The sequence below is a fragment of the Bradyrhizobium sp. 179 genome (assembly GCF_023073535.1).
Classification (GTDB): domain Bacteria; phylum Pseudomonadota; class Alphaproteobacteria; order Rhizobiales; family Xanthobacteraceae; genus Bradyrhizobium.
The window spans coordinates 34446-48036 of sequence record NZ_JADPJR010000110.1 but is presented as its reverse complement, the minus strand read 5'-3'; the positions used below and the strand labels follow the sequence as shown (position 1 = coordinate 48036).

General features: G+C 63.3%; 12 protein-coding genes. 5 read left to right on the top strand and 7 right to left on the bottom strand.

Going from position 1 to position 13591, the window contains the following annotated elements; all coding sequences use genetic code 11:
• Positions 1-25 precede the first annotated feature (25 nt).
• From IVB12_RS26415 to IVB12_RS26405, 3 genes are all read right to left on the bottom strand, one after another.
• Positions 26-2377 (bottom strand): bifunctional salicylyl-CoA 5-hydroxylase/oxidoreductase, encoded by a 2352-nt coding sequence (locus IVB12_RS26415; protein WP_247303457.1) that lies wholly within the window; start codon positions 2375-2377, stop codon positions 26-28.
• Positions 2378-2472: 95 nt separating this feature from the next.
• On the bottom strand, positions 2473-3309 hold the full coding sequence (locus IVB12_RS26410) for an enoyl-CoA hydratase family protein (protein ID WP_247303455.1): 837 nt from the start codon (positions 3307-3309) through the stop codon (positions 2473-2475).
• A gap of 43 nt (positions 3310-3352) precedes the next feature.
• Positions 3353-4114 carry an SDR family oxidoreductase gene (locus IVB12_RS26405; protein WP_247303453.1) on the bottom strand — a complete coding sequence of 254 codons (762 nt, stop codon included), beginning with the start codon at positions 4112-4114 and terminating at the stop codon, positions 3353-3355.
• Between the two features lie 204 nt (positions 4115-4318).
• Here IVB12_RS26405 and IVB12_RS26400 point away from each other — a divergent pair, with 204 nt between their 5' ends.
• Genes IVB12_RS26400 through IVB12_RS26380 form a run of 5 tightly spaced genes read left to right on the top strand, consistent with a single transcriptional unit; the run spans position 4319 to position 10037 of the window.
• Positions 4319-5116, top strand: coding sequence for an alpha/beta fold hydrolase (locus tag IVB12_RS26400; protein WP_247303451.1), 798 nt, complete (start codon positions 4319-4321; stop codon positions 5114-5116).
• 12 nt (positions 5117-5128) lie between these two features.
• Complete coding sequence (locus IVB12_RS26395; RefSeq protein ID WP_247303449.1) at positions 5129-6418, top strand: acyl-CoA dehydrogenase family protein; 1290 nt, start codon at positions 5129-5131, stop codon at positions 6416-6418.
• A 2-nt stretch (positions 6419-6420) separates the two neighbouring features.
• Positions 6421-7956: a long-chain-fatty-acid--CoA ligase gene (locus IVB12_RS26390; protein ID WP_247303447.1), complete on the top strand. Its 1536-nt coding sequence runs from the start codon at positions 6421-6423 to the stop codon at positions 7954-7956.
• Entirely contained in the window at positions 7953-9041 is a 1089-nt protein-coding gene (locus IVB12_RS26385) for an NAD/NADP-dependent octopine/nopaline dehydrogenase family protein (RefSeq protein ID WP_247303445.1), read from the top strand. Before IVB12_RS26390 ends, IVB12_RS26385 begins: the two co-directional genes overlap by 4 nt.
• Before the next feature lie 3 nt (positions 9042-9044).
• Entirely contained in the window at positions 9045-10037 is a 993-nt protein-coding gene (locus IVB12_RS26380) for a 3-hydroxybutyryl-CoA dehydrogenase (RefSeq protein WP_247303443.1), read from the top strand.
• Here IVB12_RS26380 and IVB12_RS26375 read toward each other — a convergent pair.
• From IVB12_RS26375 to IVB12_RS26360, 4 genes are read right to left on the bottom strand one after another with little or no spacing between them, the layout of a single operon-like run.
• Entirely contained in the window at positions 10034-11080 is a 1047-nt protein-coding gene (locus IVB12_RS26375; RefSeq protein WP_247303441.1) for a peptidase M29, read from the bottom strand. The genes IVB12_RS26380 and IVB12_RS26375 overlap by 4 nt on opposite strands.
• Before the next feature lie 37 nt (positions 11081-11117).
• The gene (locus IVB12_RS26370) at positions 11118-11885 is read right to left on the bottom strand and encodes an ABC transporter permease subunit (RefSeq protein WP_247303439.1); all 768 of its coding nucleotides are present in this window, start codon (positions 11883-11885) and stop codon (positions 11118-11120) included.
• Positions 11882-12667: an ABC transporter permease gene (locus IVB12_RS26365; RefSeq protein WP_247303437.1), complete on the bottom strand. Its 786-nt coding sequence runs from the start codon at positions 12665-12667 to the stop codon at positions 11882-11884. The genes IVB12_RS26370 and IVB12_RS26365 overlap by 4 nt, the downstream gene beginning before the upstream one ends.
• Positions 12664-13509 (bottom strand): ABC transporter ATP-binding protein, encoded by an 846-nt coding sequence (locus IVB12_RS26360; RefSeq protein WP_247303435.1) that lies wholly within the window; start codon positions 13507-13509, stop codon positions 12664-12666. Before IVB12_RS26360 ends, IVB12_RS26365 begins: the two co-directional genes overlap by 4 nt.
• Between the last annotated feature and the right edge of the window lie 82 nt (positions 13510-13591).

The following is a 13591-nucleotide window of genomic DNA, read 5'->3' as shown; positions in this document are numbered from 1 at the left end:
CAATGGGTCAAGGTCGCACGGGCGGTCACTCCGCCGCAAGCGGCTTTGTCGCCTCCGCCTTGAGCTCGGCCCGGGTCTTGGGCTTAGCCTTAATTCTCAGCTCCTCGAGGTCCTCCCGGTCGCGAACGCTGTTGCGGAAAATCTGATCTTTTCCGGGCAGATATTGCGGCGGGCAGAACACGTCGTTTGCCCCGTACCAGGCTGCCGCCTTCATGGTGAAGAACGGGTCGACAAGATGCGGACGGCCGAGCGCGACGAGATCCGCCCGGCCGGCGGCCAAAATGGTGTTGGCCTGATCCGCCGTCGTAATGTTGCCGACGCACATGGTGGCTACCCGCGCCTCGTTGCGGACCTGGTCCGAAAAGGGCGTCTGGAACATGCGCCCGTAGACCGGCTGTGCGTCGCGCACGGTCTGGCCGGTCGAGACGTCGACGAGATCGACACCAGCCTCGGCAAAGGCGCGCGCGATGGCGACGGCATCATCGCCAGTGATGCCGCCATCAGCCCAGTCGGTTGCGGAGATGCGCACCGACATCGGCTTGTGCGACGGCCATGTCGCGCGTAGCGCCTCGAAGATCTCGAGCGGGAAACGCAGACGGTTGGCGAGCGAGCCGCCATAGTCGTCCGAGCGGGTGTTCGTGAGCGGCGAGATGAAGCTCGCGAGCAGATAGCCGTGGGCACAGTGCAATTCGAGCATGTCGAAGCCGCAGCGCTCGCCGCGCTCGGCCGCCGCGACGAAAGCGTCCCTCACCGCATTCATGCCGGCACGATCGAGCTCGCGCGGCACCTGACTGTCGGGGAAATAGGGCAGCGGCGATGCCGAACAGACCTCCCAACCGCCCTGCTCCAGCGGTCGGTCCATGCCGTCCCACATCAATTTGGTCGCGCCCTTGCGGCCGGCGTGGCCCACTTGCAGGCAAATTTTCGCGGCCGAATTGCCGTGGACGAAATCCACGATGCGCCGCCACGCGGCTTCCTGCTCGTCATTCCAGAGGCCGGCGCAGCCGGGCGTAATCCGGGCATCGCGGCCCACACAGGTCATCTCGGTGAAGATCAGCCCGGCGCCGCCGATCGCACGCGAACCGTAATGCACCAGGTGGAAATCGGTCGGCACGCCTTCCTTGGCCGAATACATGCACATCGGCGATACCACGGCGCGATTGGCAACCTCCATCTCGCGCAAGCGGAAGGGTTGGAACAGCGGCACGCTCGGTTTGTCGATGTCGACATCGAAGCCGCTGCTGCGCACCTGCCTGGCGAACGTCTTTTCGACCTCGGCCACAAAATCCGGCGCGCGGAGCTTGAGGTTGTCGTAGGTGATTGCCTTCGAGCGAGTCATGACGCCGAAGGCGAATTGCACGGGATCAAAATCCCAGAAGCGGTCGACGTGCTCGAACCAAACCAGCGAGACGTCCGCGGCATGCTGCGTCTTTTCGACCTCCTCGCGGCGGCCGTTCTCATAGACCGCCAGCGCCGCCTCGATGCTGGGCGCCTTCTCCATCGCTTCGGCCAGCGCGATGGCGTCTTCCATCGCGAGCTTGGTGCCCGAGCCGATGGAGAAATGGGCGCTCGCCTTGGCGTCGCCGAGCAGGACCATGTTGTCCTTCACCCAGCGCTTGCTGCGGATCATCGGGAAGTTGCGCCACATCGAGCGGTTGGTCAGCAGCTTGTGCCCATCGAGGAACCAGCCGAAGATCTCCGCCATCCGCGCGGCGGACTGAGCCTCGTCCAGCGCCATCAGCCCGGCGCGCGCAAACGTCTGCGGATCAGTCTCAAAAATCCAGGTCGAATGCCCGGCCTCATACTGATAGGCATGGGCGATGAATGGCCCCCACTCGGTTTCCTGGAAGATAAAGGTGAAGGCATCGAGCGGCCTTGTCGAGCCCATCCAGGCGAACTTGTTGGAGCGGACGTCGACCTCGGGCTGGAAGTGATCGACGTATCTCTCACGGAAGCGGCTGTTGATGCCGTCCGCGAGCAGGATGAGATCGACATCGGCGAAACGGGTTTCGTCGTCGATATCCACTTCGAAATGCAGGGAGACGCCGAGCTCGCGTGCCCGCTCCTGAAGAATCAGCAGCAGCTTCTGCCGTGAGCAGCCGCAAAAGCCGTTGCCGCCGACCCGGTGCACCGTGCCGCGGAAATGCACGGCAATGTCGTCCCAATAGGCGAATTCCTGAGTGATGCGGCGGTAGCTCGGAAGATCGTGCTTCTCGAAATTGTCCAGCGTGGCGTCGGAGAACACGACGCCAAAGCCGAAAGTGTCATCGGCTCGATTGCGCTCATACACCGTGACTTCGGCGCCTGGGCGCTGCTTCTTGAGCAGGATCGCAGCGTAGAGACCCGCAGGTCCGCCACCGATGATCGCGATTTTCATGGGAGCCTCGCCAATTCACCTGCAAACTATTTTAAGCCTAAAATAATTTCGCGCAAGCCCCCGTTGCTGGTCTGGCCCCCGTACAGACGGTTATCCTAGTCGCCCCTGAAGACCGGCTTCACCTTGTTGGCGAAAGCCTCGAAGGCGCGCTCGAAATCGGCCGTCGTCATGCACAACGCCTGCGCGACGGCTTCCGCCTCGATCGCCTCTTCCACCGACATCGCCCATTCCATCGCCAGCATCCGCTTGGTCATGGTGTTGGCGAAGGTCGGCCCTTCCGCGACCTGCTTGGCCAGCAATTGCGCCTGGGGCAGCACCTGCTCGGGCGTAACGAGGCGGCTGAAAAAGCCCCAGCGCTCGCCCTCCTCCGCGGTCATGAACCGGCCGGTGTAGAGCAGTTCGGAGGCGCGTGACTGACCGATGATCCGCGGCAGGATCGCGCAGGCACCCATGTCGCAGCCGGCAAGGCCAACCTTATTAAACAGGAACGCGACCTTTGTGCCACTCGCCGCGAGGCGCATGTCCGACGCCATCGCGATGATCGCCCCGGCACCGGCGCAGATGCCCTCGACGGCAGCCACGATCGGCTGCGGGCAGGCGCGCATCGCCTTGATGAGGTCGCCGGTCATGCGCGTGAAGGCCGTCAGCCCCTTGGTGTCCATCTTCACGAGCGGGCCGATGATCTCGAACACGTCGCCACCAGACGAGAAATTACCGCCAGCGCCGGTGACGACGATGGCCTTGACTGCTTCGTCGAACGCGCAGGCGCGAAAGAAATCGGTCAGTTCCCGATAGCTTTCGAAGGTGAGCGGATTCTTTCGTTCGGGGCGATTGAGCGTAACCGTCGCAACACCATCGACCACCGCCAGCAGGAAATGCTGCGGCGAGTAATCTGCAAGCGGTATGGTGACGGGATTGGCTGGTCTGCTCATGCGATCTCCTTAGCTTCCTTGTTCCGCGCCTGCGCCACACACGCTAGATTTCACCCCCGGCAACCGCGATCGCCTGCCCGGTGATCGCGCCGGCGCCCTCGCCACACAGCCACAGCACGGCATCGGCCACCTCTTGAGGCGTGATCAGCCTTTCTTGCGGATTATGTTTGGCGAGCTCGGCGATCGCCTGCTCGCGGGTTCTGCCGGTCTTCGCCATGATGTTTTCGATACTGCCGGCGACCAGATCGGTGTCGGTGAAGCCGGGACACACTGCATTCACCGTCACATTACTTCCGGCCATCTCGAGAGCGAGCGAACGCACGAGACCGACCACGGCGTGCTTGGCCGCGGCGTAGGCGCTGACATAGGCATAGCCCTTGAGCCCGGCCGTGGACGCAACTGCGACAATGCGGCCATAGGGACGGTCCTTCATGCCCGGCAATACACCGCGGATGGCATGGACCACGCCCATGAAATTGACATCCATCATGCGGCTGAACAGAGCGCTGTCCGACTTCGCGAATGGCGCCGATTCAGCACTGCCTGCGTTGGCAATCAGGATGTCGATCGGCTTGCGCGTACTCGCCTCAAGGATGGCCGTCTTCAATGAGGCTTCATCAGAGACGTCGGCAACAGCCGCGAAATGCGCGGCGCCTGCGTTGACGGCCTCTGCAAGAGTCGCGGCATTCCGACCGAGCACGGTCACAGTCGCGCCGGCACTGACGAGCGAGGCCGCGATGGCACGGCCGATGCCGCGACCGCCGCCGGTCACCAGCGCGTGCGGCGAATGCGGCAATCCGGACATGCGCTGGCTCCCTGAGATGCTGATCGTTCCCTGGATATATTTTAACCTTCAAATTTTTGCAACGACGACTGACGATCGGGAACGGCCGCACGGCGATCGGCCCGAAAATTGCTTTAAGTATAAAATTATCCCTTCCCATCGCCCGCGAGCCTGTTAGCATCATAGAGCCAAGCAAAAGGATGTCGCGTGTCGCGGCCAGTGCCAATGATAACAAAGGACGGACGCTTCGCCTACGAAGCCGCGGGCGATCCGGTCGCGACACCTTTGATTTTCCTGCATGGCATTGGCGGCGCGGCGAGAGCCTGGCGGCACCAGCTCGCCACATTCGGCAACCGCTTCCACGCGATCGCATGGGACATGCCGGGCTATGGCGGATCGGCGCCGCTCGCCAGCGTCAGCATCGCTGCCCTGGCGGATGCACTCAAGAGATTCATCGAGCAGCTCGGCGCAAGCAGGCCCATTCTGGTCGGCCATTCGATCGGCGGCATGATCGTCCAGAAGTGGCTGGTGCAGTCGCCGAAACTGGCGCGCGCGGTCGTCCTGGCGCAGACCAGCCCGGCCTTCGGCAAGGCTGAGGGCGATTGGCAGAGATCCTTCATCGCAGCGCGGCTCGGGCCGCTCGATCGTGGGGAGACCATGATGTCGCTGGCGCCTTCGTTGGTGAAGGAGCTGGTCGGCGACGATCCCGATCCAAAGGGAATGGAGCTCGCCCGCGAATGCATGGCAAACGTGCCTGAAGCCAGTTATCGCGCCATGATGCTGGCTCTCATCGGTTTCGATCAGCGCAGCACGCTCAGGGATATTTCAGTCCCAACGCTGCTGCTCTCCGGCTCAAAGGACAACAACGCGCCGGCGCCGATGATGGCGAAGATGGCGACCTTTATTCCTGGAGCTGAATATGTCGAGCTCGCTGGCGTGGGCCATCTCGCCAATCTCGAACGCCCCGATATCTTCAACGAAGCGCTCGGCCGATTCCTGAACTCTCTCGCGACCAAAGCCTAAGGTGATTGCGCCATGACCATGCAAGTCGGCAAGAATATCGGCGCAAGCGACAAGGCCGTGCTCGATGCTCCGATCTTCGATCCTGTCGCATACCGCCTCAGTGACGAGCAGGCCGGCATCATCGCGCGCGCCCGCGAGATCGGCCAGAGCGTGTTCGCCGGCCGCGCTGCGACCTACGATCGCGAGGCGACCTTCCCGACCGAGAATTATCGCGATCTGCATCGCATTGGCCTGCTCGGTATTGCCATCCCCAAGAAGCACGGCGGCCTCGGCGCGAACTACCAGACTTATGCCTTGGCGGCGGCCGAGATCGGCCGGTACTGCGGCGCGACCGCGCTGACCTGGAACATGCATGTGTGCTCGACGCTGTGGTCGGGCCCGCTGGCCGACGATCTCGACATGGACGCGGACACCCGCGCCGCGCACGAGCGGCGGTGCGCGGTCCATTACAAGCGCATCGTCGAGGACGGCGCGATCTACTCGCAGCCGTTCTCGGAAGGTGGTGCGGCGGCGGCGGGCGGTGTCGCTTTCGGCACGGAAGCAAGGCCGGTCGAGGGCGGCTGGATCGTCAACGGCAAGAAGATCTTTGCATCGCTCTCCGGTTATGCCGATTATTACGGCGTGCTCTGCACCGAGATCGAGGAAGGCGGGAAGGCATCGCGCCGCAATACGCTTTATCTGGCTATTCCTGCCAAATCGGAAGGCGTCTCGGTCGTTGGTGACTGGGATCCGCTTGGCATGCGTGGCACCGTCTCGCGGACGCTTCTGTTCACGGACGTGTTCGTGCCGGAGGATTCTGCGCTGATGCCGCGCGGCGTCTATTTTCAGGCCGCAATGCGCTGGCCGCACATGTTCCTGACGCTGTCGCCGACCTACATGGGCCTGGCGCAAGCCGCTTATGATTTCACCGTACGTTATCTACGCGGCGCGGTGCCGGGCATGCCGCCGGTCAAACGCCGGATGTACCCGACCAAGCAGATCGCGGTCGCTCAGATGCAGATCAAGCTAGAGCAGATCAAGGCAATCTGGTTCCAGGCCGTGACCGAAGCCCGCGCCAATCCAAGCAAGGAACAGGTGCTGCGCGCCTACGCCGCACAATATTCGGTGATGGAGGGCGCTAATGAGCTCGCCGCGCTCGCAATCCGCACCTGCGGCGGTCAGGCCATGCTGCGGTCGCTGCCGCTGGAGCGGATCTACCGCGACAGCCGCTGCGGTTCGCTGATGCTGCCCTGGACCGCCGAGCTCTGCCTCGACCGGATCGGACGCGAGGCGCTGTACGAGGCCGGCGAGACGGACGACTGACGGTGGACCTCTGTAGCCTGATCGACCGCAACGCGGCGTTCGCGCCAGACAAGACGGCCATTGCCTTCGAACGGGAACGGCTGAGCTATGCCGCATTCGCCGCGCGCATCGAACGGACCGCAACTGCTTTGAAGCGGGAACTCGGCGTCGGCCGCGGGGACCGCGTCGCGATCCTGAGCCTGAACCGGCCTGACTACCTGGTTCTGCTCTACGCTTGTGCGCGGCTCGGGGCGATGCTGGTGCCGCTGAACTGGCGGCTGGCGGTCGCTGAGCAGCTGTTCATTCTGAGCGATGCCGGCGCCAAAGTCCTGGTGCTCGAGCAGGCATTTGAGGGAGTGCTTGGCGAACTTGGGCGGACTGCGCCAGGGACATCGGTCGTCGGCCTCGACTTCACGCCGCCTCGCGGCACGACATTCGAAGATCTGCTGGCTCGCAGCCCGGGCAGCGGCCGCAATCCGCACACCGATCTCTCCTGCCCGCTCCTCATCGTCTACACCTCAGGAACGACCGGACGCCCGAAGGGTGCGGTGCTGCGACAAGAGGCGCTGTTCTGGAACGGGGTCATGAGCCAGCACATGCACAACATGACGTCGGACGACCACGTGCTGACCGTGCTGCCGTTCTTCCACGTCGGCGGCCTCAATATCCAGACAACGCCGGCGCTGCAGTTGGGCGCAACCGTCACGATCCACGCCCGCTTCACGCCGGATACAGCGCTCGCAGCGATCGAACGCGAGCGGCCGACGCTGACCGTGATGGTGCCGGCGATCATCCAGGCCGTGAGCGAGCATCCCGCCTGGGCGACGGCCGATCTTTCGTCGCTCAAGGCCGTCGCCACGGGCTCGACGATCGTGCCGCCGCACTTGATCGACCGTTTCGTCGCGCGGGGCGTTCCCGTGCTTCAGGTCTACGGCTCGACGGAAACCTGCCCCATCGCCATCTACACCCGCCTCGGCGGTGACCTCTCGAGGGTGGGATCGACCGGACTGGCCGGCCTGTGCTGCGAGGCAAAGGTGGTCGATCAGGCCGGAGCCGAGGTGCCGGCCGGCACACCGGGCGAAATCGCGGTGCGCGGCGCCAACGTGTTCTTCGAATATTGGGGCAATGCGGACGCCACACGTGATGCGCTGCACGACGGCTGGTATCGCACCGGAGATATTGGCCTGTGCGATGCGGACGGCTATTTCTGGGTGCGCGACCGCAAGAAGAACCTGATCATTTCCGGCGGCGAGAATGTCTATCCAGCTGAGGTCGAGCGCGTCCTGCTCGAACATCCCGATGTCAGCGAATGCGCCGTGATCGGCCGGCCGGACCCGCGCTGGGACGAAGTCCCCATCGCTTATGTCATCCGGCGATCCGGCTCGCATCTCGAAGCGGATGAGCTCAGAGCGTACATCCAGGCACAGCTCGCGCGATTCAAAGTTCCACGCGATATCGTCTTCGTCACCGACCTGCCGCGCACTGCGCTCGGCAAGGTGCAGCATTTCTTGCTGAAGCAGCTCGATTCGCAATCGTGCGCGCAAGGAGAAAGATCTTGAAGATTGCGGTTCTGGGTGGGGGAAACGGCTCGTTCGCAGCCGCGGGCGATTTTGCGCTGGCGGGGCACGACGTCCGGCTCTGGCGCCGCGATGCCGATCAGGTCGCAGCGCATCGCGCCGCCGGCTCGCGCATTCTGGTCAAGGATCATAACGGCCGCCACGACGTGGAGCTCGCGCTGGTCACAGCCGACATCGCCGAAGCCGTCAACGGCGTCGAGCTGATCCTCTGCCCCGCGCCCGCCTTCGCGCAGCCGGATATTGCCCGTCAGCTCGCCCCGCATCTGCAGGACCGCCAGGTTATTTTTCTGCCGCCGGCGACATTCGGCTCGATGATATTCGCCCAAGCCGCCCGAGATGCCGGTAACCATGCCGAGGTGACCTTTGCCGAGACCGGGACGTTGCCCTGGCTGACCCGCAAGCATGGACCATTCGAGGTCGCGATCACGATCCGAGCCAAGCGACTGCCCGTCGGCGTGTTCCCGCTCGATCAGGCCGCACATGCGCTCGAAGTCATTGGACGCGCTTTCCCCGGCGTGATCGAACCGTGCGGAGATGCGCTGTCCGGCGCGCTGATGAATGCAGGGCCTATCATCCATCCACCGTTGATCGTGATGAACGCCGGCCCCATCGAACATTTCGAGCGCTGGGACATTCACAAGGAAGGCACCCAAGCCGCGATCCGCCGGGTCACCGACGCGCTCGACGCGGAACGCATCGCGGTGCGCGAGGCGCTCGGTTACGGCGCGCCGCATTTCCCGCTGGCTCATCACTATGCGATGGAAGGCGACATTTGGATGTATGGCCGCGGCTCGCACGACCGGCTGACCGATTCCGGCGACTGGCGCGAACGGATCGTGCTGACCGAGCACCGCTACATGCGAGAGGATCTGCGGCTCGGGCTGTCGTTGCTGGTCTCCGTCGCCGCCTTGGCTAGCGTGGCCACACCGCTGGCCAAAGCGTTCCTCGCGATCGGCGGTGCGATCTGCGGCGAGGATTTTGCGCGAGAGGGCCGAACGCTCGAGACGCTGAGGCTCGGCAATCTCAACAAGGCTGAATTGCAGACGCTGCTTCGCAATGGATTCTGATCGATGACCAATCGCGTCAATATCGCCTGTCTCGGGGCTGGCCGCATGGGACGCGGCATCGCCGTCGCGTTCGCCTATGCGGGGCACAGGGTCACGATGATCGACATCAAGGCGCGCTCCGCGGACGATTTCGCCAAGCTGGAGGCGGACGCGCTCGGCGAAATCAGGAAGACCTTTGCCAGCCTGTGGAAGCTGGGGCTACTGAGGGAGATGGACGTCGATCCACTGATCGCGCGGGTCTCGGTGGTGGCGGCCGGCGACAGCGGCGCAACGCTGTCCGAGGCCGGTATGGTCTTCGAGGGCGTCCCTGAGGTCGTTGAGCTCAAGCGGGAGGTACTGGCGGCCGCCTCGAGGCAAGTCGGCCCGGACACGATCATTGCATCGACGACGTCGACGATCCTCGTCGACGATCTGTCCGGCGCGATCGTGAACCCTCGGCGCTTCCTCAACGTGCATTGGCTCAACCCGGCCTATCTGATCCCGCTGGTCGAAGTTTCGCCTGGCAAGGCCACCGACCCCGCCATCATCGACGAGGTCAAGGCGCAGCTCGAAAGCATCGGCAAGGTACCCGTGGTCTGTGCGGCGACGCCGGGCTTCATCGTCCCGCGCATCCAGGCGCTGGCGATGAACGAGGCCGCTCGGATGGTTGAGGAGGGTGTCGCCAGCGCGGAAGAAATTGACAAGGCGATCCGCTACGGCTTCGGCTTCCGTTACGCCGTGCTCGGCCTGCTCGAATTCATCGACTGGGGTGGCGGCGACATCCTGTACTACGCGAGCCGCTATCTCGAAGGTGCACTGGGAAGCGATCGCTATCGGGCGCCAGAGGTGATTTCGCGCAACATGAGCGAGGGCCGGATCGGCCTGCGGACGGGCGCGGGCTTCCTCGACTACTCCGGCCTCGATGTCGATGTCTATCGTGTCGAGCGACTCAGGGCCATGGTCGACCTGCTCCGCCACTTTGGCCTTGCGCGACCGCCCGTGCTCGATCGCGGCTAGCCGAAGACGTCCTGGAGCACACCTTCGCGGACGACGGCAACACCGTCGAGCTCGATCGTCGTTCCCATCATTGGCAGGTCGAAATGACCCGCCGTGTAGCGGCCCGCGAATTCATTCGCACCAGTCGAGAACAGGAAATTGCCCGACACAGCGCGAAGCTCGGTACCGTTGGTATCGCGCTGGTCGTACATCGAGAGCGCCTCGTACCGCGCGCCGGGGTTCATGCCAAAACCGACATGCGAGACCGCATAGGCTTCGCGATCACCCCAGGCGGCGAGATAGCTGCGCATCATCGCGGCATCCGTACCTTCGCCTTCCAGCTCGACGACGTAATCGTCCTTCAGCGTCATCTTCACCGGTGACGTCAGATAACGTTTGAAGGTCAGGTTGATGTCGCCGGGCGCCATCACCAGCGTGCCGTTGATGGTCCCACTCTTGGGGAAGCTGACGACGATGCCACCCGGCCAATGCGCGAGTGTGCCGGGTTTGTCGGTCCAGCCCCACACGCCGACCGTGGAGGCTCCGACCATGTCGACGTCAAGCGCCGTTCCGGCCTTTGAAGTGACCCGCATCCGCTTCGTTCCGCGCAGCATCTTCGCCGCGGCACGAACGCGCTTCTCGAGCGCGGGATCCGGCACCATCCGTTCCAGCGCCTCGGGATGCTCGTTCGAAATCACCAGAATGCGCGCGCCAGCCTTGAGAATTTCGGGTGTCTCCACCGCGTGCATCAGGCCCTCGATGGTGCAATCCACCACAAAGCCGGCCTGCTGAAGCGCGCTGATCACCGGCCCCAGCTGCTGGATCGCCTCGCTCGCCCCGGTCGAGCGAACCGGAACGACATGACGGTTACGCGGTGTCGGCATTACCACGTGAAACGGCCGTGCTCCCATCCGCAGCAGCGCGAGCTCCGCCAGATGCACGTTCAACGCGCGCGACTGGGTTTCCGAAAGGATCGCCGCGGTATCGCCCGCCCTGACGGCGCATCGGTCAAAGATTTCGCAAAATGCGTCGATCCATTTTGCCTCGATGCGATCAGCCAGCATGGTCCACTCCCGGTCGTCAAGATTCTCTATTTGTCTGTTACGCTTCGGGGAAGCCCCGGAGCAGATACGATCGCACGGCGCCCAGCAGACCGTTCAGGATCAAACCCAGCAGCGAGATCGTGATCAACGGAACGAACATGTCCACAGCCTGGAAAGTTCGAGCCGCCGTCACGAGCGCATGGCCTAGTCCATCCGTTGACGTGATCATCTCGGCCAGAAACACCACGATGCAGGAAATGACAAGGCCGATCCGGCAGCCGGTCAGGATCGAAGGCATCGCCGCCGGCAGCACGACCTTGAAGAGGATTTCATAGCGCGGCGTTCCTGCCGCCATTGCCGACCAGATCAGCTTCTGCTCCACGGTCGACGCGCCGTAATAGGTCGAGAGCAGAATGGGAAAGAGTGCGTCCGCGGCCACCAATGTGATCTTGGATCCGTGGCCGAAGCCGAGCAGCAACAGCAATGCCGGATAGAGAGCGACCTTGGGCAACGGCGCCAATACGCGCACGATTGGTCGAACCACGGCATTGATCGCGGGATTGGCGGCGGCGGCGATGCCAATACTGATACCCAGCACGACGGCAATCGCGAACGCCGCAAACAGCCGGATCAGGGTCGCCGCGATCTCCTGCTGAAACGTCCACGTTACGAGTTGCTGGAGCAGCCGACTGAAGACATGTCCCGGCGGCGGCAGCAGAGCCACAGGCGCAAGGCCCGTTGACACGAGGCCTTGCCACACTGCGATCACCAGTACGATCGGCGCGAGCCCGAGAGCGAGATTTGGGGAGAGAAGGCGCGACATCACGAGAAGCTCAGCGGCAGGTCGAATTGAGGCTCGGACCAGCGGACAAGGCGGGCACGAACCCTTTCGAATATCGCGTCGAGGCAGATTCCCATTGCCCCCACGATGATGATCATCGCAAAGACGGTGTCGTACTGGCCCATGTCTAGCGCATTAAACAGGATGTTCCCGGCGCCGGACTGACGGGCGATCATCTCGCTGGTGATCATCGTGATCAGCGCCAGCACCAATCCCGTGCGGCAGCCGGTCAGAATTTCCGGCAGGGCCGCGGGCAACACGATGCGCACCAGGCGCTGCGCCGGAGAAAGCCCCATCGCGGCGCCCGACCACAGCATCTTTTCCTCAACCGCTTTGGCGCCCTCAAAACTGTGATAGATCACGGGCAGGCTGACGCCAAGGAAGATCACCAATGTCTTCGTAATGTCGCCAACGCCGAGCCACAGCATGATGATCGGCATCAAGGCCGCCTTCGGCACCGGGTAGATCACCATCAGGAGCGGATTGAAGAAGGCCGCGACCGCAGCGCTACGTCCCATTAACAGCCCAAGTGGAATCGAAACAAGCACGGCCACGCCAAACCCGATTGCCATGCGGCGGAGCGAGGCCAGGATATTGACCAGCGCTTCCTTGTCGCCAAGGATGTCCGGAATCGCGCGAATTGCTTCGATCGCCGTGGGAAAGCTGTCATTCTTCAGCGCGAGTGACGCGACCTGCCACACCGCCAGCAGTCCGATGCAGGCGAGCACCGGGGCAGCGCGTTTGACTATGCCGGCCGACGACATCATGCGAGCGGGCCGGCTTCGTCGCTCTCATCGAACATGCGCTCGATGTCGACGACGTACTTCTGGTACCGCGGGTCAAGCAACAGCTCGCTGCGGCGGCGCGGCCGCGGCAGATCGATGTCGATGACCTGCCGGATGCGGCCTGGCGATTTCGACATCATCACGACCTTGTCGGAAAGGAAGACGGCCTCGTCGACTGAATGGGTGACGAATAGTACCGTCTTGCGATCACGCTCCCAGATGTTCAAGAGATCGTTCTGCAAGCGCGTCCGGGTATACGCGTCGAGCGCGCCGAATGGTTCGTCCATCAACAGGACTTCGGGATGGTAGGCGAGCGTTCGCGCCAGCGCGACGCGCTGCTTCATTCCGCCCGACAGCTCCTTGGGGTAAAAGTTCTCGTAGCCCTTGAGGCCGACCATCTCGATCAAGGTCCGGCTCTGCGCTTCGGCGTCGGTGGTGCGCACGCCTTGCTGGCGGGGGCCGTACATCACATTGCCGAGCACGGTCTTCCAGGGAAACAGCGCGAATTCCTGGAACACCGGTCCGCGATCCGGACCCGGCCCCGTGATCGCGTTTCCCTTCATCTTCGCCGCGCCGCTGGTCGGACTGACGAAGCCTCCGACTATGTAGAGCAGGGTCGACTTGCCACAACCGGATGGGCCGAGGATGGAAACAAAAGCGCGTTCCTCGATCGTCAGCGAGATGTCCGACAACGCCACATGATCTCTGCGCGCCGAGGTCTGAAAGACCTGCGACACGTGGTCGATCTCGATGATCGCAGGAGCCGGCTCTTGTCGCGTCACCGGTTTCACCCATTCGCTTGATCTTGAAGGCACTACCTTCATCGCGTCTTTCGCCTCGCTCGCGCGCGAATATCGCGCGACACGCCCCGCTGAATGTCCTCCATCAGCGGCAAGACCTTAGCAA